The organism is Rhizobium sp. P32RR-XVIII (genome assembly GCF_012641395.1).
GTDB lineage: Bacteria > Pseudomonadota > Alphaproteobacteria > Rhizobiales > Rhizobiaceae > Rhizobium.
In genome coordinates this window covers 458,821-481,334 of the sequence record NZ_JABAIH010000004.1, presented here as the reverse complement: position 1 = coordinate 481,334, position 22,514 = coordinate 458,821, and the positions used below count along the sequence as shown (strand labels likewise).

Here is a 22,514-nt window from a genome sequence, read left to right as displayed (position 1 = left end):
AGTGCGTCAGTTTGTCGGAGCCGCAAGTGTCGGCCCGGGCGGCGCAGCCGGAGGTGTCCTACCTTGGGCATTGTCGAAGTAACGGAAGAATTCCATATTGGGCGACAGCACCAGCGTCGTATCCTGAGAAGACAGGGCAGACGAATAGGCCGCCATCGAGCGGTAGAACTCGAAGAACGACGGGTCCTTGCTGAAGGCTGCTGCGAAGATGCGGTTCCGCTCCGCGTCGCCCTGACCGCGGAGGATTTCAGAATCGCGCTGGGCCTCCGCGGTAATTTCGACGACCTGACGGTCGGCGATGGCACGGCGGCGCTGGCCTTCTTCGGTGCCTTGTGCCCGAAGCAGCTCGGCCTCCGCCAGACGTTCCGCACGCATGCGTCCGTAAGTCTGCGGCGCCACCTGCTGGGTCAGGTCGGTCCTGCGGATCCGCACGTCCTGAATGTTGATCCCGAGGTTTTCGGCATCTGAATGCAGGTCGTCCCGCACTTCGAGCATCATCGCCACGCGCTCTTCCGAAAGAGCCGCATCGAAATCACGCAGACCGTAAACCCGACGCAGCGACGAGTCGAGCTGGGTCCGAAGACGCGCTTCGGCAGCCTCGCGGTCGCCTGACACAGTCTCGCGGAATTTGCGCAGGTCCTTGATATTGTAGATCACGAAGGCATCGACGTCGAAAGTCGACCCGCCGCGAACCTGGACGCGGATATTGTCGAGGTCGAAACGCATCGCCTGCTTTTCGACGAGCTGAACGCGATCGGCATCCATGAAGGCGAAGGGCAGCTTGAAGTAGATGCCAGGCTCGGTCTTTACCGACTGGATCTGTCCGAAGCGGACGACGATTGCCTGCTCGCGTGCATTGACCACGAAGACCGAGGAATAAGCGATCAGCAGCACAACGGCGAGCAAAATGATGATCAAGGGAAGTCTGTTCGATGGCATGGCTCAACCTCCCTGCTGTGCCGGTTTGCCGAGTTCGTTGAGCGGCAGGTAGGGAACAACCCCCTGCTTCTCGTCAATCACGACCTTCTTGGAATTCTTCAGCACCTGTTCCATGGTTTCGAGGAACAGCCGCTTGCGGGTCACGTCGGGAGCCTTTGTATACTCTTCATTGATGGCTAAGAACCGCTGGGCCTCACCGTCGGCTTCCTTGACGACACGGTCCTTGTAGGCAGCCGCCGCTTCGCGGATCTGGGCGGCGTCACCGCGCGCCTGACCGAGCTTCTGGTTGGCATACTGGTTCGCTTCTTCGACCAGACGCTGCTTGTCCTGTTCGGCACGCTGCACTTCTTCGAAGGCGTCGGCGACATCGCGCGGCGGTGCCACGTCCTGAATGGTGACTGCCGTCACGGCAATGCCCGCCTTGTAGCGGTCCATCGTATTCTGGACGATGGCAGCAACCTCGGTCTCGATCGGCTGACGGTTGTTGCGGAATGCATCCTGCGCCGGACGACGGCCGATGATTTCGCGCATGGCGCTTTCGGCGACCTGCTGCAGCGTTTCGGCCGGATTTTCAACGTTGAAAAGATAGGCCTTAGGGTCGACGACGGTAAAGAAAACCGAGAACTGAACGTTCAGGATGTTCTGGTCGCCGGACAACATGAGGCCGGACGAAGACGAAGCGGATGTCGCACCGATATTCTGCTGCTGCACCGTCACCTTGACGAACTCGACCGTTTCCATCGGCCAGAGGTGGAAATGCAGGCCCGGGGTAGAAATTTCTTCCTTCGGCTGACCGAAGCGAAGCTCGACCCCACGCTCATCCGGCTGGACGATATAGATGCATTGGAAAAGCCAGAAGATCACCAGGATCGCGGCGATGATCACCGCCACGCCGCCATTGAACCCGCCGGGGACAATATTGCGCAGCTGATCTTGGCCACGCCGGATGATGTCTTCAAGATCGGGTGGGCCACCCCTGCCACCGCCACGCGGACGGTTCGGCCCCTGCCCCCATGGTCCCTGATTACCGCCGCCGCCGCCCCATGGGCCGCCGCCGCCATTCTGATTACTCCAGGGCATCAAAACCTCTTATTCGTTGACTCTCGATCATTTTGCCTGCGGGGGCAGCGGGCTTGAGCGATTGTGACCGTTATAGGTGTCGGCGCCGCCGCTTTCAACGCGGCGTGAAGAACTTGGCGATGATTATTGATAAATATTTTGTTTTTAGGACCTGCGGCGCTCATAGACGACAAAGCGCGTCGGATAATTGTCCTTTTCCCCGGCGGGCACCTCGAGTGTTTCAACCACCGTCCAGACGGCGGGGTCTATCGAGGGGAAAGACGTATCACCTGCCACATGCGTTTGCACATGCGTCACGCACATGCGATCCGTGAGTTCCATTGCCTGCGAATAGATTTCGCCGCCGCCGCCGATGATGATTTCGGTCTGGCCGGACTCGCGCGCCAGCCTTTCGGCAATGTCGATTGCCTCGGAAAGGGAGTGGGCCATCGTCACGTCCGGGTGCTCGATCGTCGCACTCCGGGAGATCACGACATGATGACGCCCAGGCAATGGTTTGCCGCCGAGACTTTCATAGGTCTTGCGTCCGATAACCAGCGGCTTCCCAAACGTTATTGCCTTGAAACGCTTGAGGTCAGTCGAAAGCCGCCATGGCATGTCGCCGTCGCGCCCTATGATGCCGTTTTCAGACACGGCAACTACGATGGTCTTTCTGATGCCGGACATGGATCCCCGATACAGCGAGCGGTGACTTTTGACCACTTCGCGCCGGTTTACCGGCTGGCAGTTCAACAAGCAAGATGACTGCCGCGTTTCGAAATGGAATGGCGCGCCGTCGGAGAGGGAAATTCGTAAACCAAGCCGTTCACTTGGGTTTTACTCAAAAAAATTCGACGGTAAGTTGTAGATCATGCGAGAGCAAACAGATCCCAACCGCCGCCGGCCGAGGCGAATTGACCTCGTCATCATTGCCGTGGCAGCTGCCCTTTTCGCCTGGATCGTCACCGGCGACAAGGCGGCTCCAGTAACAACCGGACTAGGCACTGCGCTCGCCTGGTACTTTCTCGGTTATCCGATCATTCCTACAAAAACTAAGGGACGTACAGTCGCGTGGTTCGGAAAGCGCATGTTAACGGTTTTCGCCCTATTCCGAAGGGAGTGACCGAAGGCTGATGTGAATGACGAATGCAATGCCTCAATTCGACGTGATCTGCGATCCGATGGATCGGTGGATCGTCTGGGATCATGTGGCGGAATCGCCCGCATCGTTCGGCGGACAGATCCAGGAAGGACTCGACGAGCGGGAGGCTCACCGGCTCGCACAAATTATGAATGAGATTCACGGACGGCGAACGGCAGCGACCCACGTCCCGGCGCGTGCGGCCGGTTAGAAAGTCTCTCTAATAACCGGTCATTTCTAGGTAGCCCCGGCCGCCCGTCGTGCCCTCGAACGTAATCGGCCCCTCCCAGTAAGGCGTCCTGGTCGCCATCCACGCCGATGGATTAAGCGGCGTCGTCGTAATCGAGAAACCGTGTTCGGGAATCTCCACCCGCCATTTGATGGGGATGTCTCTGTTCGCGACCTTTGCGGTTGCCAATGGCGTGACTCTCAGGGCGTCAGGCTTCAGCGGCGTGGGCCGGCCGTCCTTCGATATCCAAGTAGCCGACGTATAGCCGGATCCCTGGTCGCGAAGCCGGAACCCCATTATCTTTTCGCCGGTATCGAGATGAAGCGAAAACCAGTCCCACCCGGTCTGTTCGGCTGAAAGAGGCTGCGAAGACCATTCGTGATCCAGCCAGGCCAGACCCGTTACCTCGACCCTCCCCTTGGGCAGCGCCAGCGTTCCGTTCACCTTGTAGAAGGGCTGCGAATAATAGAAGCTCGCCTGCCCTGCCGCGGATTTGACGGAATAGCCGTTTTCCCCCTGCAAGACAGGCGGCTCGCTGGCCTGGAGGTTCAAGCTGTACCCGAAATCCTTCCCGGTCGCGCTGATCTCGAGGTTGGAGAGTTCATCGTCGCCGGGGCGCGGGCCGCCGATGTTCTTCATGTGCCAATTGTCGATCCATGCCGCAAATGGAGTCGTCGTCACCCCCGCCTGTCCGACGCCGCCGCGGGCAAGCCGCTCCGCCACATGCTGCTCCGCTGATGTGGTTATCGCCGCGTGCGCCAGCCATACCTGCGGACTTGCCCAGCCGGATTTCTCGCCCGGCGCCATCGCTGAGCGGAAAAGTGTCCATTGCGCGCCGTAATCTTTCCCATCGGCCCCTTTGAGATTGGCGGTCACGTACCACCACTCGATCCGAAAATCCGGGTGAGGTCCATGATCCGCCGGAAATTGAACCTCGGTGCCCGGCTTCGGTATGGCGAAGCCCTCGGCGCTCGTCCCCAGTCCCGCAAAGCCTTGCGGTGATGCTTCTCCGGCTGCCGAGAAGAGGAACACCAGGCCCAAAGCGGCTGCGAGCATCGATTTAGCGTTCATTGGCGAATACCTTGAGCAGATCGGAAGGCGCGACCTTTGCCAAACGGCTGAGCGGAATCAGGACCGACAGAAGTGCTGCGGCCGAGGCAATCACGCCGAGCCGCAGCCAGTCGGTCGGGAACACCCGCATCGGCAACCGCCAACCGAAAGCTTCGACGTTGACGATCGCAAGCAGAACCCAGGCGAGTCCCAGGCCAACGGGCAATGCCGCGAGCAGCGTCATCACGCAGAGCGCCATGGTCCGGGCCAGTTCGAGCAGAACCAGCTTACGCCTCGTCACCCCCAGCGCCCAAACCGGAGCGAGCTGCGGAAGGCGAATGCCTGACAAGGTAAGCAGGCTTGCGAACATCGCAAGACCCGCAACCATGAGGGTCAGTATGTTCAATGCGGCGGTGACAGAGAACGTCCGCTCGAAAATCGCAACGGAAGCCCGCTTGAGGCTCGCCTGGTCCACGACATTCCCGGGCGGCAGACCGAACTCGCTGACCAGCCTGTCTCGAACCTGTTCGACACCGTCGGGCGCAATCCGCAATCCGTATCGAAGGCGCGGCACGTCCGGGTGGTGCGACACCAACTGATCGATGCCGACGATCACCTGTCCCATCGGATTTCCATAGTCCGAATACACCCCGGCAATTTCTGTCTTCCACCCGGCGCCGAGCGAAATTGTATCGCCGATCGACAGCCGCTCGCGCCGCCAAAGCTGCTCGTTGATCAAGACCCCGCTCCCTTGAGCGACGCGATCCCAAACATCCGGCGTGCCGTCGAGAAGCGGCCAGTGATCGCGATAGGTCCTGTCGTCGGCCACGCCATATATCTGCACGCGCTGACCGAGAACCTCGCCGTCCACATTCCAGATCGGAAGAATGGCATCGACGTGCTGCGGAAGCCACATTCGCAGCCTTGCCGCCTCGTCTTCGCTCCGCGCGGTCACGTAAAGCTCGGCAGCGAGCCGCTGATCGAGCCATCCGACAAACGTCGCCCGGAAGCTCGATACCATGGTTCCGACACCGATATTCGCTGACAGCGCAAGCAACAGCGCCATGAGCGCGAGCGACAGACCCGGGAGCTGTTGGCGCGTATCCGCCCAGAACCAGACCGTCAGCGCCTGTTTCGAGGCGCGCTGCAAGGCAAACAAGATAAGACCGAGCAAGACGGGCAGAAGCAGCGCTGCGCCAAGCAGGAGGCCACCCAGAACCCCGAAACCCGCAGGCAGACCACGTCCCCAATGGGCGAGCGCGGCCGACAGGATCAACAACGCCAGTGCAAGAACCGCCTGCCAGCGCAGCCCTGCCTCCGAGGCCCTCGCCCAAGCCCTCGGCTGCGCCGGTGCGAGAAGCGGCATGCGCCACACGCGCCAGAGGCTTTGCGCCGATGACAGCAACGCACCTGCTATGGCGATCCCCAAGCCGGCCGCCCACCATTCCGGACGAAAGGACAATGTTCCGGGAACGGCAGCGCCGTAGAGACCCTGCAGCGTCGCGGCGACACCCGGAAGAAGAACGGCGGCCACGACATAGCCGAGCGCGACGCCGGCCAGACCCGCGGCTGTCGAAAGCACAAGAAGTTCTCCCAACAACAAGAGGGTCAAGGCGGTGGCTGAAACGCCGAGGGATCTCAACGTCCGGAACGTGGATCGTCGCTGCTCGAAGGCCAGGCCTATCGCGGAATAGACGATGAACAGGCCGACCGCGAACGCAAGGAATCCGAACGCGGTCAGGTTGAGGTGGAAGCTGTCGGTCAGCCGGCCAATGTCGCCTTGGGCATCGGGCTGCTTCAGGACCAGTTCGGGTGCTATTTGGTCGATCGGAGGCAGGCCTTCAGGCTGATCACGCGCCACGATGAGCTTGCTCAGCTGGTCCGGCTTGCCGAGAAGTGTTTGGGCTATCCCGATGTCGGTTATCGCTGTATTCGGCAGCATCTGCCCGGCGACCCGCAGTGGAGGCAGCGGCAGGCTCCGGAGCCGATCTGCCGTTTCGGTCGAGACGATCAGCTGGCCAGGCGGCGTCGCAAAATCGCGCAGGTTCCCCGTTCCGCCCAAATCCACCTGATGGGCTTCATCCGGAATGCTGAGCGGATCGATGCCGATGACGTGAAGCCGAACGCCGCCGATGCGAAGGTCGCCTTCCAGCACGGGCGAGACCAGCCATCCTGCGCGCCTCAGCGCGACAAAGGTCTGCTGTGAAAACGGCGCGCCGTCAGCCGAGACGAGCTGTTCGAGCCGATCCTGACCGAGCATGGAGGCGGCGCGCGCATAGCTGGCGCGAGCCTCTGCGTTGATGGCCTGCACCCCCGACCACAGCGCAGTGGCAAGCGAGAGCCCCAGCATCAGCATTGCCAGCTGGAACGGCCGGCGACGCCAATGCGAAAGAAGGGCGCCGAGCGCCGTCAGAAACATCAGTCGACCCGCCCCGCGCTGAGATTGACATGGACATCCAGCTTCGCTGCGAGCCTCAGCGAGTGCGTCACCATCAGCAATGCCGCATCGGTGTCCGCGACCAGCGACAGCATGGCCGATACCACCGCGTCGCCAGTCGCCTCGTCAAGATTTCCGGTCGGCTCGTCGGCGAGCACAAGCCTGGGACGGGCCGCAAGCGTACGTCCGATGGCCACCCTTTGCTGCTGTCCGCCTGAAAGCTGCTCGGGATATCGCTTGAGAAGCCCCTTTAGTCCCAGACGATCGGCGAGCTCATCCACCCATTCCGGCTCATGGCGACCAGCGAGCCGGCTGTGGAAGGCCAGATTGGCAGCGACATCCAAGGAGGGAATGAGGTTGAATTGCTGAAAGACGAGGCCAACAGTCTTGCGGCGGTAGGCGGCGCGACCGCTTTCATCAAGGGTGGTGATATCAGTCCCGTCAACGACGATCTTGCCAGCATCGGGTTGATCTAATGCTGCGACGAGGTGCAACAGCGTACTCTTTCCGCTTCCGGACTCGCCGGTAAGGGCCATCGTCCGGCCGGCATCGAGATCGAGATCTACGCCGCGCAGCACATTCAGCACCCCCTCCGCCGTCGAATAGGATTTGCTGACATTTCGGAGGGCAACGATCATTGGATTCCCGAGCGAGGGCCGTGACAAGGCATATGTAAGCGGCGCCCAAACGGATTAAAAGTGCCATTCACCGCGGCTACGAGCCAGAACGCGCAGGTCCGTGGGCCTCAGCACGCGTTGCTCATTTTCCGTACAAAGCCCTGGATCGTTCAAGATGCTTGAGCATCGCCATCTCCGAGCCGTCGGCGTCATTGGCCGCCAATCGGTCGACGATCTCCTCGTGCTCGACCAGCGTGAATTTTTCCTTGCCGGTCCAGATCAGCATCTCGGTGTGATATTCCTTCAGCCATGCGAGCATCGCTTCGCTGACGGCGACGTAGATCGGATTGCCTGAAATCTGCGCGATGCGGGTGTGGAATTCCATGTCCGCGCTGATGAACTCTTCGGCCTGCCCGAGGGACTCCCGTTGGCGCTCGATGATCTCCCTGAGGTCGCCGATATCCTTCTCGGAGGCGCGCTGCGCGGCCTCGCGCGCCATGCCGCGCTCGAAGAAGATGCGCGCACTCTTGAGATGCTCCAGCGAGTCCGCCGATTGCGACAACATGATCTTCGCGGTCAGATCGACCTGACGAAATATCGACTTTGCCGTCAACCTGAGGACCTTCGCCCGCTCGCCATGTGAAATACTGACCAGGCCTTTGTTGGCAAGCGATTGCATGGCTTCGCGAATGGCAGGCCGGCCCACGCCGAAGCGCTCCATGAGGACACGCTCGGATGGCATCTCATCGCCAGGCCGAAGTTCACCGGAGGTGATCATCCGCTCTAGCCGATCAAACACTTCGTCGGACAATTTTCGACGCACAATCTGTTCGACGGGTTGGGTCATAACGTCTCGCTGGCTCAAAATGTCTCCTCCCCTACCACCTTCCGGGCTGACGACAAAGCGCGCTTGCAAAATTCACGCTGCCGAAAATTTTGCTTCCCATCGGTTGGGATACTCATTATACCAGATCACGAGTTGACGCCATGACAATCTTTCGTGGCCAGAGGAGCAACCGGCATTTCCATGATGATTACCGTGACCTACCGCATCGAAACGCCCGGCAGCGTCGAAGCGATGGCGGACAAGATCGCCAGCGACCAGTCGACGGGAACCTTCGTGCCGGTTCCCGGTGAGACGGAGGAACTGAAGTCACGTGTGGCGGCCCGTGTCGTTGGAATTCGGCACCTTGATGACGCGAGCAATCCGACCTGGCCCGAGGTCTCTTCCGGCACTCGGCTGCGGCGCGCCGACGTTGACATCGCCTTTCCACTGGATGCGATCGGCACGGACCTCTCGGCGCTGATGGCCATCGCGATCGGTGGCGTTTATTCCATCAAGGGCATGACCGGCATCCGCATCGTCGACATGAAACTGCCGGACGCCTTCAAGGGAGCGCATCCCGGGCCGCAGTTCGGGATTCCCGGCAGTCGCCGTCTGACCGGCGTTGAGGGCCGCCCCATCATCGGAACGATCGTCAAGCCGGCGCTCGGGCTGCGGCCGCACGAGACGGCGGAGCTCGTCGGCGAACTGATCGAATCTGGTGTGGATTTCATCAAAGACGACGAGAAGCTGATGAGCCCGGTCTATTCGCCGCTCAAGGAGCGCGTTGCAGCGATCATGCCGCGCATTCTCGATCACGAGCAGAAGACCGGCAAGAAGGTCATGTATGCCTTCGGGATCTCCCATGCCGACCCGGACGAAATGATGCGCAATCACGACATCGTTGCCAACGCGGGCGGCAACTGCGCCGTCGTCAACATCAACTCTATCGGCTTCGGCGGCATGAGCTTTCTCCGCAAGCGCTCCAATCTGGTGCTGCACGCGCACCGAAACGGTTGGGACGTGCTGACGCGCCATCCAGGCGCTGGGATGGACTTCACGGTCTACCAGCAATTCTGGCGGCTGCTCGGCGTCGACCAGTTCCAGATCAACGGCATCAGGGTCAAGTATTGGGAGCCGGACGAAAGCTTCGTCTCCTCCTTCAAGGCTGTCAGCACGCCGCTGTTCGATGCCTCGGACTGCCCGCTTCCTGTCGCCGGCTCCGGACAGTGGGGAGGACAAGCCCCGGAGACCTACCAGCGGACGGGCCGCACCACTGATCTTCTCTACCTCTGCGGCGGCGGCATCGTCAGCCACCCTGGCGGACCGGCGGCCGGCGTTCACGCCGTGCAGCAGGCATGGCAGGCCGCCGTCGCCGACATCCCGTTGGAAACCTACGCCAAGGGTCATCCGGAGCTTGCCGCCTCAATTGCCAAGTTCGCCGACGGCAAGGGCGCGTGACGGCGATGGACGAGCTTCTCATCAGTTACTACGGCGACGACTTCACCGGCTCCACTGATGTCATGGAGGCCCTGGCGTCGAATGGCGTTCCGACTGTGCTCTTTCTCGACATCCCCTCGCCTGAGCTCCTGGCGCGCTTCAAGGATTGCCGCGCGATCGGCATCGCCAGTACAAGCCGCAGCGAGACGCCTGACTGGATGCAACGGCACCTGACACCCGCGTTCGAATGGCTGAAACCGCTCGGTGCGAATACCTGCCACTACAAGGTCTGCTCAACCTTCGACTCCAGTCCTGCCATCGGCAGTATCGGTAAGGCGATCGAAATCGGCCGCGCGACGTTCGGTCAATCCGTCGTGCCGGTGATCGTCGGTGCACCGCAACTGAAGCGCTACACGGCCTTCGGCAATCTGTTTGCCGCCTACCAGGGGCGTACGTATCGCATCGACCGCCATCCGGTGATGAGTCGCCATCCGGTGACTCCGATGGATGAGGCCGACCTGACGCTTCATCTCGCAAAGCAGACCGACATTCCGGTTGCCCTCGCAGATCTCGTGACGATCACCGCATCGGACGCCGACAGCCGTGTTGATGACCTCGTGGCTGGCAAGGCCGGCATTCTGCTGATCGACGTCGATTCTCCGGCGAGCCAGGAAGCGGCGGGCCGCCAGTTGATGCGCATCACGCACCAGGCCGGCGCCTTCGTCGTTGGCTCGTCGGGTGTCGAGTATGCTCTTCTCAATGCGTGGCGACAGCAGGGGCTGCTGAAGGGAAGCGCCGAGTTCCCCGATGTCGGCCCTGTGGACCGGCTCGCGGTCGTCTCCGGCAGTGTGTCACCAACAACCGAACGGCAGATCCGCGCCGCTATCGATGACGGTTTCGAGGCGATCCCGATCGATCCTGTTGCGCTGGTGTCGGAAGATGGCGAGCGTGCAATCGTGGCCGCAGTGGCCACCGGCGTAGAGAAGCTGAAGAACGGCAGCAGCGTCATCCTGTACACCGCCCTCGGACCGTCGGCGGACATTGGCGCCGACATCGACAAAGTCCCGGGTGCACGCCACAAGCTGGGGCGCGCGCTCGGGACAATCCTTCGCAGCCTAGTGACGAGTGAGAGACTGAAGCGTGCCGTCATTGCAGGCGGCGACACCTCGAGCCATGCGCTCAAGGAACTGCGGGTCGATGCCCTGACCACTCTTCTGCCTCTGCCTCAGACGCCCGGCTCTCCCCTCTGTGTTGCGCATGGCACCTACGAGCCCACCAACGGCCTGCAGATCGCGCTGAAGGGCGGCCAGATCGGAACCGATGGCTACTTCTCGCAGATCCGCGACGGAAGGAGAGCCTGACCGCCGTCGGAAGCAAGAATTTTAGTGCTATGGTGATTGACTCATCATACCAGTTTATGATCCTATCCAAACATCGAAAAGGTGAGGAAACATGACTACAATTGCCCTCTTCGGCGCTGGCGGAAAAATGGGATACCGTCTTGCCAAGAATCTCAAAGGCTCGCGTTTTGACGTCCGCCATGTCGAAGTCAGCGACGCTGGAAAAGCGCGGCTGAAGAACGACCTCAATATCGATTGCGTGCCGTCCGACGCGGCACTGGATGCCGCCGAAGTCGTGATCCTGGCGGTTCCGGACACGGTGATCGGCAAGGTTGCCGCGGGCATCGTGGACAAGCTGAAGCCCGGCACCATGGTCATCGCGCTCGACGCTGCGGCTCCCTTCGCCGGGCACCTGCCGAAGCGTGATGATCTCACCTACTTCGTCACCCATCCCTGCCATCCGCCGATCTTCAACGACGAGACGGAGATGCAGGCGAAGAAGGATCATTTCGGCGGCCTGTTTGCCAAGCAGCACATCGTTTCGGCTCTCATGCAGGGTCCGGACAGTGCCTACGCACTCGGCGAGGAAATCGCCAAGGTGATCTGGGCTCCGGTCATGCGCTCACACCGCGTCACCGTCGAGCAGATGGCGATGCTGGAGCCCGGACTGTCGGAAACCGTCTGCGCATCGCTGCTCGTCGTCATGCGCCAGGCCATGGACGAATGCGTTGCCCGCGGCGTGCCCGCGGAAGCGGCTCGCGATTTTCTACTCGGCCATATGAATGTGCTCGGCGCGGTCATCTTCAAGGAAGTGGATGGCGTGTTCTCGGATGCCTGTAACAAGGCGATCGAGTTCGGCATCCCTGCGCTGATGCGCGACGACTGGAAGAAGGTATTCGAACCCCAGGAGATCGCCGAAAGCATCCGGCGCATCACCTGAAACGGCTTGGGGAGGCAATGCCTCCCCTCAACCGCCCCAGGGAGACGGGGCTTCATTTACTCGGGAGGAGAGAACATGAAACTAACGCGTAGACTGACACTTGCGGCCTTTGCCGGCGCATTGGCGCTGGGTCCGGCCATCCCGGCCTATTCGGCGGACCTGATCGCCATCATCACGCCAGCCCATGACAACCCCTTCTTCAAGGCCGAGGCGGTCGGTGCGGAAGCCAAGGCGAAAGAGCTTAGTTACGAAGCCCTCGTCATGACGCATGACGACGACGCCAACAAGCAGTCGGAGATGATCGACACGGCCATCGGCCGCGGCGCAAAGGCCATCATCCTCGACAACGCCGGCGCGGATGCGTCGGTTGCAGCCGTCAAGAAGGCAAAGGATGCAGGCATCCCCTCCTTCCTGATCGACCGCGAAATCAACGCGAGCGGCGTTGCCATGGCCCAGATCGTCTCCAACAATTACCAGGGTGCCCAGCTCGGCGCGCAGGAATTCGTCAGGCTGATGGGCGAGAAGGGCAACTATGTCGAGCTGGTGGGCAAGGAATCCGACACCAATGCCGGCATTCGCTCGCAGGGCTATCATGACGTCATCGACGACTATCCGGACCTGCAGCTGGTCGCCAAGCAATCTGCCAACTGGAGCCAGACGGAAGCCTACTCGAAGATGGAAACCATCCTCCAGGCCAATCCCGACATCAAGGGCGTGATCTCCGGCAACGACACGATGGCGATGGGAGCGATCGCAGCGCTGCAGGCCGCCGGCCGCAAGGACGTGATCGTTGTCGGCTTTGACGGCTCCAATGACGTTCGCGACTCCATCAAGGCTGGCGGCATCAAGGCGACTGTCCTGCAGCCGGCCTACGCCCAGGCACAGCTGGCCGTCGAACAGGCCGACGCCTACATCAAGAACAAGACGACGCCCAAGGAAGAGAAGCAGTTGATGGACTGCGTCCTCGTCAATTCGGACAACGCCGGCAAGCTCGAGACCTTCGCGCTCACGAACTAACCGCACCTGGATCAATACAGAGGGCGCCAGACCGCGCCCTCTGTTGTTCATTTGATGACGTCGAGGCCTGTCGCATGTGGAGAATGAAGGGCGTTTTGCTCGCTGCTGTCGTGGCCGCGGCCTTGCCCGGTTGCAAGATCATCAAGACTCCGACCGCGGAGGAAAAGGCTGCGGCTGCGGCGAAGAACGCTTTTGACCCGAATGCAAGGGTCGAGGCGATCTGGCAGCCACAGGTCGTGCCTTATTTCGAGAAGCGCGCAGGCGAACTCAAAGACGTCGCGCAACTGGCGGCAACCAGCCCGGACCAGGCGGGGGAGAAATACGGCAATCCGCGCAAGCAGAGCAGCTCGCCCTGGACTTATGCGGTGAAAGTCACCGGCAAGGTCGTCGCGGCGGATACGGCCTCGCGCGCGGCAACACTCGACGTCGACGCTGATGGCGACGGCAAGGCTGACGCGAAGGTACAGATCGGCCCGGCCCTGCGCGGTACGGCGCTGCGCGACACGCTGGACTTCGTCAATTTCAACGAATTCAAGAACCAGATCGAGTGGGCGCAATTCGGCAAGGCGTTCAACGAGAAGGCCAATACGGCTTTCTTGTCCGCCATCCCGCGCGATGGTCTCGTCGGCAAGACAGTGACCGTGACCGGCGCCTTTCCGCTGCCGAACAGCGGACAGCTCCCGCTTGTCACGCCTTCCGAACTGACGGTGGGATCATGACCGCAAGCGAGACACCGAAGGACGACATCATCCTGCACCTCGAAGACGTGTCGAAGGTCTATTCCGGCATCGTCGCGGTCAAGCGCGCCAATCTCGCATTGCGCCGCGGGGCGGTGAACGTTCTGGTCGGCGAAAATGGCGCAGGCAAATCGACGCTGATGAAGATCATCGCCGGCGTCGAGCGCCCGACGATGGGACGCATCATCCTGGATGGAGAGCCCGTATCCTTCCACAGCCCCGCCGATGCGCAGGCGCATGGCATCGGCATGATCTTCCAGGAACTCAATCTCTTCGCCAACATGTCGGTCGCGGAGAACATCTTCGCCACCCGCGAGATCACCCGCGGCCCGCTCGGCATCGATCACAAGGCGCAGGTCGAAAAGGCCAATGCGTTTCTGAAACGACTGGATGCCGGAATCGACGCGGAAACGATGGTCGAAGATCTGCCGATCGGCCAGCAGCAGCTCGTCGAAATCGCCAAGGCGATGTCGCTGAATGCGCGCATCCTGATCATGGATGAGCCGACGTCCGCTCTTTCAGCAGCCGAAGTCGAAATCCTCTTCAAGGTCATTGCGGACCTCAAGGCCCAGGGTGTGGCGATCGTCTATATCTCGCACCGGCTGGAAGAGCTGATGCGCATCGGCGACTACATCACCGTGCTGCGTGACGGCCAGATCACCGGCCTGGCCATGGTGCGCGACATCGATACCCGTTGGATCGTGCGCTCCATGATCGGCTCCGACGCCAAGGATTTCGCCAAGTCCGTCGATCACGCCGTCGGCAAGGAAATGTTCCGCGCCGAGGATATCAGCCTGCCGCGGCCAACCGGCGGGCTTGCGGTCGACCACGTCTCATTGTCGGTGAAAGCCGGCGAAATCCTCGGCATCTACGGCCTGATGGGCGCGGGCCGCAGCGAATTCTTCGAATGCGTGATCGGACGGCACATGCACTCGACGGGCAAGATCTTCATCGACGGCAAGGAGGTCCGCGCCCGCGACACCACGAGGCGTATCCGCCGCGGTCTTGCGCTCATTCCGGAAGACCGGCAGCGGGAGGGACTGGTCCAGGCGCTGTCGATCGCCTCCAACCTGACGCTGGCGAGCCTTGGTCGCTTCACCCGCCTCTTTCATATCAACAGCGGGGCCGAGAAGAACGCCATTCGCGATGCGATCCGCGATCTCTCGATCAAGGCGCCGAACCCGGATTTCGAAGTGACCTCGATGTCCGGCGGCAATCAGCAGAAGGTGGTGATCGGCAAGGCGTTGATGACCAACCCGAAGGTGCTTTTGATGGACGAGCCGAGCCGCGGCATCGATGTCGGCGCCAAGGCCGATGTCTTCCGCACCATGCGCCGGTTGGCGGCAAACGGGCTTGCCATTCTGTTTTCGACTTCAAACCTCGAAGAGGTCATGGCGCTTTCCGATCGCATCGCGGTGTTGAGCAACGGCCAGTTGGTCGCCGTTTTCGACCGGAGCGAGGCCACGGAAGACGCCATCATTGCGGCTTCGGCCAAGGGACACGGACATCAAGGGAAACTCGCATCATGACGGCGGCTACCTCAACCACTTCCTCGCCGGCGAGCGCGAACGGCTCTATCCTCCTGACGCTGATGAAGCTCAGGACCTTCATCGCACTCTTCGCGGTCATCATCTTCTTTGCAATCTTCGCACCGAATTTCACCTCGACGGCGAACATGATCCTGATGTCGAAGCATGTGGCGCTGAACGCCTTCCTGGCGATGGGCATGACGTTCGTTATCATCACCGGCGGCATCGACTTGTCAGTGGGATCGATCGTCGGTCTCTGCGGCATGGTGGCCGGCGGCCTCATCCTCTACGGCATCGAACTGCCGATCGGCTATACGATCTATTTCAACCTCTTCGAAATCGTGCTCATCACGCTTTCGATCGGGTTGCTGATTGGCCTCATCAACGGCCTGCTGATTACCAAGCTCAATGTCGCGCCATTCATCGCGACGCTCGGCACGCTCTATATCGCCCGCGGTTTGGCGCTGCTTTCCTCCGACGGCCAGACCTTCCCGAACCTCGTCGGCCGCCCCGAATATTCGACGACCGGCTTCGACTTCTTCGGCGCCGGCCGCGTGCTTGGCTTGCCGGTGTCGATCTGGATCCTGATCGTCCTCGCCCTGCTTGCTGCCTATGTCGCGCGATCCACGCCGATCGGGCGCCATATCTTTGCCGTTGGCGGCAACGAGCGTGCCGCGCGCATGTCGGGCATCCGCGTCGATCTCGTAAAAATCGTCGTCTACATGTTCTCAGGACTGTGCGCTGCGATCGTTGGCGTCATTATCTCTTCCGAACTGATGGCCTCGCACCCGGCAACCGGTGAGAGCTTCGAGCTCAACGCGATCGCTGCGGCCGTTCTCGGCGGCACCTCGATGTCGGGCGGGCGCGGGACGATCGGCGGAACGATCATCGGCGCCTTCGTGATCGGCATCCTGTCGGACGGGCTGGTGATGATGGGCATCTCATCCTTCTGGCAGATGGTCATCAAGGGACTGGTGATTATCATCGCCGTGGTTGTCGACCAGGCGCAACGCCGCCTGCAGCAACGCGTTACTCTCATGCAGATGGCAAAGGCAGGTTGATATGACTGAATTGAAGGGCGCACTGATCGGTTGCGGCTTTTTCGCGATCAACCAGATGCACGCATGGAACGACGTCGAAGGCGCCGGGATCGTCGCGATCTGCGATCGCGATCCGGAGCGGCTGAAGATCGTCGGAGATCAGTTCGGCATCGACCGTCGCTATAGCGATGCCGAGGCGCTGTTTGCCGACGGAGGTTTCGATTTCGTCGATATCGCCACGACGGTCCAGAGCCACCGTGTCCTCGTGGAAATGGCGGCTCGGCACAAGGTCCCGGCCATCTGCCAGAAGCCGTTCGCCAAGACGCTGTCGGACGCAAAGGCGATGGTCGAGACGTGCCGCAATGCCGGCGCGCCGCTGATGGTGCACGAGAACTTCCGCTGGCAGACACCGATCCAGGCCGTCCGCAAGGCGCTGGATAGCGGAGCCATCGGCACGCCCTTCTGGGGCCGCTTCTCCTTCCGATCCGGTTACGACGTCTTTTCCGGTCAGCCTTATCTCGCCGAGGGGGAACGCTTCATCATCGAGGATCTCGGCATCCATACGCTCGACATCGCTCGCTATATCCTTGGGGACGTCTCAGCGGTCACGGCGCGGACGAAACGGGTCAATCCGAAGATCAAGGGCGAAGACGTAGCGACCATTCTGCTCGACCACGAGAGCGGCGTAACATCGATCGTCGACGTCAGCTATGCCACAAAGCTCTCGAAGGAACCCTTTCCCGAGACATTGATCGAACTGGACGGTTCTGAAGGCACCATCCGCCTCACCCAGGGCTACGGGCTCGAAGTGACCAACGCGCAGGGCACCACCACGACGGATGTGTCCCCCAAGCTGTTGTCATGGGCCTCGCGCCCCTGGCACAACATTCAGGAGAGCGTCTACGCGATCCAGCAGCACTGGGTCGACCAATTGAAGCGCGGCGCGGAGCACTCGACATCCGGGACCGACAATCTGAAGACATTTGCCCTTGTCGAGGGAGCCTATGAAAGTGCGGCAACGGGACAGACGGTCGATGTCGGAGCGATGCTGCGATGACGGTCGATCCGTTCCAGCTCTACGGCACCCGTGTCGTCGAAATGCCACCGGTTCGGCTGAGCGCCGGAAAGCTGGAAGTCGATCTCGCCGATGGCAACCTGCGCACGATCCGCTACGATGGGATCGAGGTGCTGAGAGCGATTTCCTACCTCGTTCGCGACCGGGACTGGGGCACCTACAGCCCCGAGATCGCCGATCTAAAGATCGCGCAGAATGACGATCGTTTCGAGGTCGCCTATCGGGCCCGCTGCAATGGACCGGAGAACACGACGCTCGTTATCGACGTCTGCATCATTGGAGGCAGCGACCGGCTCGACTTCGAGGCCGAAGCCGTTTCAGAAACCGGCTTCGAGACGAACCGCTGTGGCTTCTGCATTCTTCATCCGATCGTTGGAGTGGCCGGGTCGCGAGCTTCGGTCGAGCACGCCGACGGTATGACGGAGGCAAGCCGGTTTCCTGATTTCATCGAGCCCTGGCAGCCTTTCAAGGACATGCGCGCCATCACCCACGAGGTGGTTCCTGATGTCACGGCGGAATGCCGCATGGAGGGCGACACCTTCGAAATGGAGGATCAGAGAAACTGGTCGGATGCGTCCTACAAGACCTATGTCAGACCACTCGCCCTTCCGTGGCCTTATCAGATCCCGGCCAATCAGTCCGTCCGGCAGAAGACATCGCTCATCATCAAGGACAGCCGCCCTGTGCAGCGACCTTCGGCTGGGGGCTCGGGTAAAGTCGTAGAACTTCGGCTCGGCGCACGCACCGGCGCCGTGCCGGCAATCGGTCTGATCGTTACACCCGAGGAAGCTGATGCCTCGCTGTCGGCGCATAGCTTCCTATCGGAGATCGCTCCCCAGGAACTGCTCTTCCATTTCGATCCAGGCGCTGGACACGGTGTCGAAGCACTCAAGCGGTTCGCCACAATCGCTGCAACGCACCCCGGACGCTCGACCCTGGAGATCGCGCTTCCTTGCAAGCAGTCCCCGGCGAGCGAAACGGCCGAGATTGCCCAACAAATGCGGTCGGCAGGCTTCAAACCGGATGCGGTCATGATCTCCCCCTCCGTCGACCGGCAGTCGACGCCGCCCGGCAGCAAATGGCCGGACTGCCCGCCCCTCGAAGAGGTCTATGCCGCGGCCCATTCCGCTTTTCCGGGCATGCGCATCGGCGGCGGCATGCTCAGCTACTTTACCGAACTCAACCGCAAGCGTGTGCCGGACGGGCAGCTTGGCTTCATCAGCCACTGCACCAACCCGATCGTCCATGCGGCGGACGATCTCAGCGTCATGCAGACGTTGGAGGCCCTGCCCTTCATTACCCGCTCGGTGCGCGCTCTCTACGGCGACAAGCCCTACCGGATCGGCCCATCGACCATACCGATGCGGCAGAACCCTTACGGCAGCCGCACGATGGACAACCCGTCGGGCGGGCGCATACCCATGGCCAACCGGGACCCCCGCCACAACGGACGTTTCGCAGAGGCCTTTGCGCTTGGCTACGCGATCCGGGTGCTGGATGCCGATCTCGAATGCCTGACGCTATCAGCATTGACCGGTCCGTTTGGTTTGATCGCCGGTCCGGGCGAGCCGACCCCGGAAGGCGGCCGGCGCCCGCTGTTCAATACGGTACGGACACTGTCCGCATTGGCCGGCGCATCCTGGCAGGAGTGCGTCTCCTCCTCGCCCTCCGAGGTTCTGGCGTTCGTCGCTCGCGGTGACACAGGAACCAGGCTTCACGTGGTCAACCTGACGCGCGAAGAACAGGAAGTCGACTGCAGCGCGTGCAGGTTGGCGTCCGCGAACCCGGGTGCGCACCTTCGGCTCGCTCCATTCGCTACCGCGGTCTTGCCACTCGCGGATTGACCTGAAGCGTACCAACTGCGCCATCTTGATGGTTACCTCATCATACCAGTTGACATGTAAATCACTATCTGTAAAAAGAGCTGCAGCTTATCAAGAGGAGGACGGTAATGCTGACCCTATCTGCAAAATTGAAATCCGCGAGCCTTGTCGCAATGGCCGTTGCGGCTCTATCGGCAAGTCCGGTCTTCGCTGAAGATATCACGCTCTGGACGCTGAACTTCGACAATAACGCTGCGAACCTAGCCCTGAAGAAGGTCGCAAGCGACTTCGAGGCAGCCAATCCCGGCACCCACATCGAGATTGTTCAGCGCGCCGTCGACGAGCACAAGACGGCATTGCGCGTCGCCGCAGGCTCAAACCGCGGCCCCGACATCTACTTTAGCTGGGCGGGTCTGGGCCTTGGCGGTGAGTACGTGAAGGCCGGTTTGTCGCTGCCGCTCGACAAGTACTACACCGAATACAAGTGGACCGACGAACTCCTGCCCTCCGCGGCAGCTTTTGCGGACCTTTATCCGGGCGGCAAGCATGGCACGCCGTTCACCTTCAAGGGTGAAGCGGTCTACTACAACAAGAAGCTGTTCGAGCAGGCCGGGATCAAGGAAGAACCCAAGACCTACGACGAGCTTCTCGCCGCGGCTGAGAAACTCAAGGCAGCAGGCATTCCGGCATTCACCTTCGGCGGGACCGTCAACTGGCACGTGATGCGCCTTATGGATGTCATCCTTGAAACGAAGTGCGGCGCTGAGAAGCATGATGCGTTGAAGTCCATGAAAGTGGACTGGACGAAGGAGCCCTGTGCGACAGAGGCCTTCACGGAATTCGCAAAGTGGACGAAGGATTACACGCTGCAGCCATTCATGGGCATCGACAACAAGCAGTCGTACAGCCTCTTCACGGCCGGCCGCGCGGCGATGATGCTGGAAGGCGACTGGCTGGTAGGTCAGTTGACGGGCAGCGGCGCCAATCTCGACGACTACGGGATCTTCCCCTTCCCGACCAACACCGACCGCCTCTACGGGTTTGCCGAGTACAACTACGTCAGTACGAAGAGCAAGAACCCTGACATGGCGGCGAAATTCCTCGACTATTTCCTCTCGAACAAGGTTCAGCAGGATCTGGTCGGGCAGGTCAGCTCGATCTCCGTCAACAAGAACGTGCAGTACACCAACCAGAAGCCGCTCGAGGCGGAATGGCTGGATATCTTCAAGAAGTACAGCAAGATCTACATGAACGGTGACCAGGCGTTTCCGCTCGATGTGACGACGGAATATTTCCGCGTCATCAACGACGTTGCATCGGGCAATATCGAGCCGGCTGAGGCCCCGAAGCAGCTGCAAAGCTTTATCGCAAGCCGGACGTAATTCCTCCCAAGTCGCCAGTCGACTGCTCCGCGTGTCGGTCGACCGGCGCACCATCATGAAGACAGGCAGCGGCCTCGCGCTGCCCGGAGGAGAGCATGTCACTACGACAAACGACACATGATCCGCGCGTGCAAGCGCTCATCCTGCTCGTGCCGGCCTTGGCGATCTACGCAGTATTCGCCCTTTATCCGATGCTCAATGTGGTCATTTTGAGCTTTCAGAAGTGGAACGGACTGGATCCGCAGCGGCAATTCGTCGGGCTTGCGAACTACTCGGCGATTTTCACGAGAGATCCGGTCTTTTGGGTTGCTTTCCGCAATACGGTCATCTGGACGCTGATGAGCCTGGTGTTCCCTCCGACGGTGGGTCTTCTGCTGGCGCTCAGCCTCAATCAGAGGATTTTCGGGCGTAACAGCCTCCGAGCCATTTTCTACCTTCCGGTTATCATCGCGCCGATCGCGGTCGCGACGATGTGGAAGTGGATGTACGACCCCTTCTTCGGACTGTTCAGCCAGCTGCTGACGTCGTGGGGTCTGCAGACCTGGATCCAGGACTGGCTGGGCAACCAGAAAATCGCCCTCTATTCGGTCTTCGTCGCCTACCTCTGGCAAACGGTCGGTTTCTCAATGGTCCTGTTCCTGGCGGGCTTGCAGAATGTCTCCCAGACTCTCGTGGAGGCCGCCCGGATCGACGGCGCTGGCCGGTGGGCCGTCTTCAAGCATGTGACCTTGCCCGCGCTCCGCCCGACCGTGACGATCGTGCTGGTTCTTTCGATCATCTCGTCGCTGAAGGCTTTCGACATCGTCTATGGTCTGACAGGCGGTGGGCCCGCGCAATCCACCCAGATGCTCGCGCTTTGGGCGTTCACACAGGCCATGCAGATTTTCGATTTCGGTCGAGGCGCGGCCATATCGGTCGTGCTGCTCCTGATCACCATCGCAATCGTCATTCCCTACCTGCGATGGACCCAGAAAAAGGAGGAGGCAGAATCGTGACAGCCGTCCAGACCGATTCAACCGTCGCACAGGCTCACGCCGAGACGTCCACGCTCAAGCGCGATCCGGTCCTGATTGCTCTCTGGATCGCCTTGGTCTTGGTTGCACTCATCTGGGTGGCACCGTTCGTCTTCATTGTGTTCACATCGCTGAAGACGCCGGCCGCGGTCACGAGTACAGGCGCATTCATGCCGCCGACGGAGCTTGCCTACGACAACTACAGCGGCGCATGGAGCCGCGGGAACTTTGCCAGCTCCTTCTTCAACAGCGTCATCATCACGGTGATCAAGGTGCCGCTCGGTCTCGCGCTTTCCGCCATGGCGGCTTACGCGCTTGCGAAGATCAAGCTCAAGGTCACTAAGGCGCTGCTATTGGTCGTCGTGTTCGGCACGATGATTCCGTTTCAGGTCATGCTTGCGCCGTTGTTCACGCTCGTGAACTCCTTCGGGCTTATCGACACCTATCCGGGCGTTATCCTGCCATACATCGCCTTCGGGGTGCCTTATCAGGTCTTCATCCTGCACGGCTTCTTCAAGGCAATTCCGAAGGAACTGTCGGAAGCGGCGTTGATTGACGGCGCAACTCACTTCACGATCTTCCGGCGCATATTCCTTCCGGTCTGCCTTCCTGTCCTTGCGGCACTGCTCATTCTCGACTTCGTTTCGACCTGGAATGAATTCGCCATGGCGCTGGTGCTGCTTCAGGATCAGCACATGTGGACTCTGCCGCTTGGTCTCATGTCCTTTCAGGGACAGTTCTCGAGCAACTACGGCCAGCTCAACGCGGCGATCGTCATGACCGTCCTACCGGCGACCATCGTCTACCTGATGTTCCAACGCTACTTCGTGTCCGGCCTCACGTCCGGTGCCGTCAAAGGCTGATGGCCAGAGAAATTTTCATG

Annotated in this window: 20 protein-coding genes; 13 read left to right on the top strand and 7 right to left on the bottom strand. The window is 60.9% G+C overall.

Annotated features, from left to right (window positions below; genetic code table 11):
• Nucleotides 1–6: 6 nt before the first annotated feature.
• The 3 genes from hflC to HGP14_RS15510 form a co-directional block, all read right to left on the bottom strand.
• Nucleotides 7–939, bottom strand: coding sequence for a protease modulator HflC (gene hflC, locus HGP14_RS15520; RefSeq protein WP_168830758.1), 933 nt, complete (start codon nt 937–939; stop codon nt 7–9).
• Between the two features lie 3 nt (nt 940–942).
• Nucleotides 943–2,019 (bottom strand): FtsH protease activity modulator HflK, encoded by a 1,077-nt coding sequence (gene hflK, locus HGP14_RS15515; RefSeq protein ID WP_168830757.1) that lies wholly within the window; start codon nt 2,017–2,019, stop codon nt 943–945.
• A gap of 144 nt (nt 2,020–2,163) precedes the next feature.
• Nucleotides 2,164–2,685 (bottom strand): dihydrofolate reductase, encoded by a 522-nt coding sequence (locus tag HGP14_RS15510; RefSeq protein ID WP_168830756.1) that lies wholly within the window; start codon nt 2,683–2,685, stop codon nt 2,164–2,166.
• A gap of 452 nt (nt 2,686–3,137) precedes the next feature.
• Here HGP14_RS15510 and HGP14_RS15505 point away from each other — a divergent pair, with 452 nt between their 5' ends.
• The gene (locus HGP14_RS15505; protein ID WP_168830755.1) at nt 3,138–3,350 is read left to right on the top strand and encodes a hypothetical protein; all 213 of its coding nucleotides are present in this window, start codon (nt 3,138–3,140) and stop codon (nt 3,348–3,350) included.
• 9 nt (nt 3,351–3,359) lie between these two features.
• On the opposite strand, the gene HGP14_RS15500 is transcribed toward HGP14_RS15505, so the two are convergent.
• The 4 genes from HGP14_RS15500 to HGP14_RS15485 form a co-directional block, all read right to left on the bottom strand.
• Nucleotides 3,360–4,439, bottom strand: coding sequence for a lipocalin-like domain-containing protein (locus HGP14_RS15500; RefSeq protein ID WP_168830754.1), 1,080 nt, complete (start codon nt 4,437–4,439; stop codon nt 3,360–3,362).
• Nucleotides 4,429–6,837, bottom strand: coding sequence for an ABC transporter permease (locus HGP14_RS15495; RefSeq protein ID WP_168830753.1), 2,409 nt, complete (start codon nt 6,835–6,837; stop codon nt 4,429–4,431). The genes HGP14_RS15500 and HGP14_RS15495 overlap by 11 nt, the downstream gene beginning before the upstream one ends.
• Complete coding sequence (locus tag HGP14_RS15490) at nt 6,837–7,493, bottom strand: ABC transporter ATP-binding protein (protein WP_168830752.1); 657 nt, start codon at nt 7,491–7,493, stop codon at nt 6,837–6,839. Before HGP14_RS15490 ends, HGP14_RS15495 begins: the two co-directional genes overlap by 1 nt.
• A 121-nt stretch (nt 7,494–7,614) precedes the next feature.
• Nucleotides 7,615–8,319, bottom strand: a complete 705-nt coding sequence (locus HGP14_RS15485) for a transcriptional regulator NanR (RefSeq protein WP_168830751.1) — start codon at nt 8,317–8,319, stop codon at nt 7,615–7,617.
• A gap of 180 nt (nt 8,320–8,499) precedes the next feature.
• Between HGP14_RS15485 and oiaX the strand changes: the two genes are divergently transcribed.
• The 12 genes from oiaX (at nt 8,500) to HGP14_RS15425 (ending at nt 22,494) form a co-directional block, all read left to right on the top strand.
• On the top strand, nt 8,500–9,756 hold the full coding sequence (oiaX, locus tag HGP14_RS15480; protein WP_168830848.1) for a 3-oxo-isoapionate-4-phosphate decarboxylase OiaX: 1,257 nt from the start codon (nt 8,500–8,502) through the stop codon (nt 9,754–9,756).
• A gap of 5 nt (nt 9,757–9,761) precedes the next feature.
• Entirely contained in the window at nt 9,762–11,096 is a 1,335-nt protein-coding gene (locus HGP14_RS15475) for a four-carbon acid sugar kinase family protein (protein ID WP_168830847.1), read from the top strand.
• 91 nt (nt 11,097–11,187) lie between these two features.
• Nucleotides 11,188–12,015: a phosphogluconate dehydrogenase C-terminal domain-containing protein gene (locus HGP14_RS15470; protein WP_168830750.1), complete on the top strand. Its 828-nt coding sequence runs from the start codon at nt 11,188–11,190 to the stop codon at nt 12,013–12,015.
• 75 nt (nt 12,016–12,090) lie between these two features.
• On the top strand, nt 12,091–13,032 hold the full coding sequence (locus tag HGP14_RS15465) for a D-ribose ABC transporter substrate-binding protein (RefSeq protein ID WP_168830749.1): 942 nt from the start codon (nt 12,091–12,093) through the stop codon (nt 13,030–13,032).
• Between the two features lie 74 nt (nt 13,033–13,106).
• Nucleotides 13,107–13,751, top strand: coding sequence for a DUF2291 family protein (locus tag HGP14_RS15460; protein ID WP_168830748.1), 645 nt, complete (start codon nt 13,107–13,109; stop codon nt 13,749–13,751).
• Nucleotides 13,748–15,298: a sugar ABC transporter ATP-binding protein gene (locus tag HGP14_RS15455; protein ID WP_168830747.1), complete on the top strand. Its 1,551-nt coding sequence runs from the start codon at nt 13,748–13,750 to the stop codon at nt 15,296–15,298. The genes HGP14_RS15460 and HGP14_RS15455 overlap by 4 nt, the downstream gene beginning before the upstream one ends.
• A complete protein-coding gene (locus HGP14_RS15450; protein WP_168830746.1) occupies nt 15,295–16,359 on the top strand; it encodes an ABC transporter permease in 1,065 nt (354 codons plus the stop codon). Before HGP14_RS15455 ends, HGP14_RS15450 begins: the two co-directional genes overlap by 4 nt.
• 1 nt (nt 16,360) lies before the next feature.
• Entirely contained in the window at nt 16,361–17,395 is a 1,035-nt protein-coding gene (locus HGP14_RS15445; protein ID WP_168830745.1) for a Gfo/Idh/MocA family protein, read from the top strand.
• Complete coding sequence (locus tag HGP14_RS15440) at nt 17,392–19,257, top strand: hypothetical protein (RefSeq protein WP_168830744.1); 1,866 nt, start codon at nt 17,392–17,394, stop codon at nt 19,255–19,257. The genes HGP14_RS15445 and HGP14_RS15440 overlap by 4 nt, the downstream gene beginning before the upstream one ends.
• Before the next feature lie 107 nt (nt 19,258–19,364).
• The gene (locus tag HGP14_RS15435) at nt 19,365–20,618 is read left to right on the top strand and encodes an extracellular solute-binding protein (RefSeq protein WP_168830743.1); all 1,254 of its coding nucleotides are present in this window, start codon (nt 19,365–19,367) and stop codon (nt 20,616–20,618) included.
• A gap of 95 nt (nt 20,619–20,713) precedes the next feature.
• Nucleotides 20,714–21,613 (top strand): carbohydrate ABC transporter permease, encoded by a 900-nt coding sequence (locus HGP14_RS15430; RefSeq protein ID WP_168830742.1) that lies wholly within the window; start codon nt 20,714–20,716, stop codon nt 21,611–21,613.
• Nucleotides 21,610–22,494 carry a carbohydrate ABC transporter permease gene (locus HGP14_RS15425; RefSeq protein WP_168830741.1) on the top strand — a complete coding sequence of 295 codons (885 nt, stop codon included), beginning with the start codon at nt 21,610–21,612 and terminating at the stop codon, nt 22,492–22,494. Before HGP14_RS15430 ends, HGP14_RS15425 begins: the two co-directional genes overlap by 4 nt.
• The last annotated feature ends 20 nt before the right edge of the window (nt 22,495–22,514 follow it).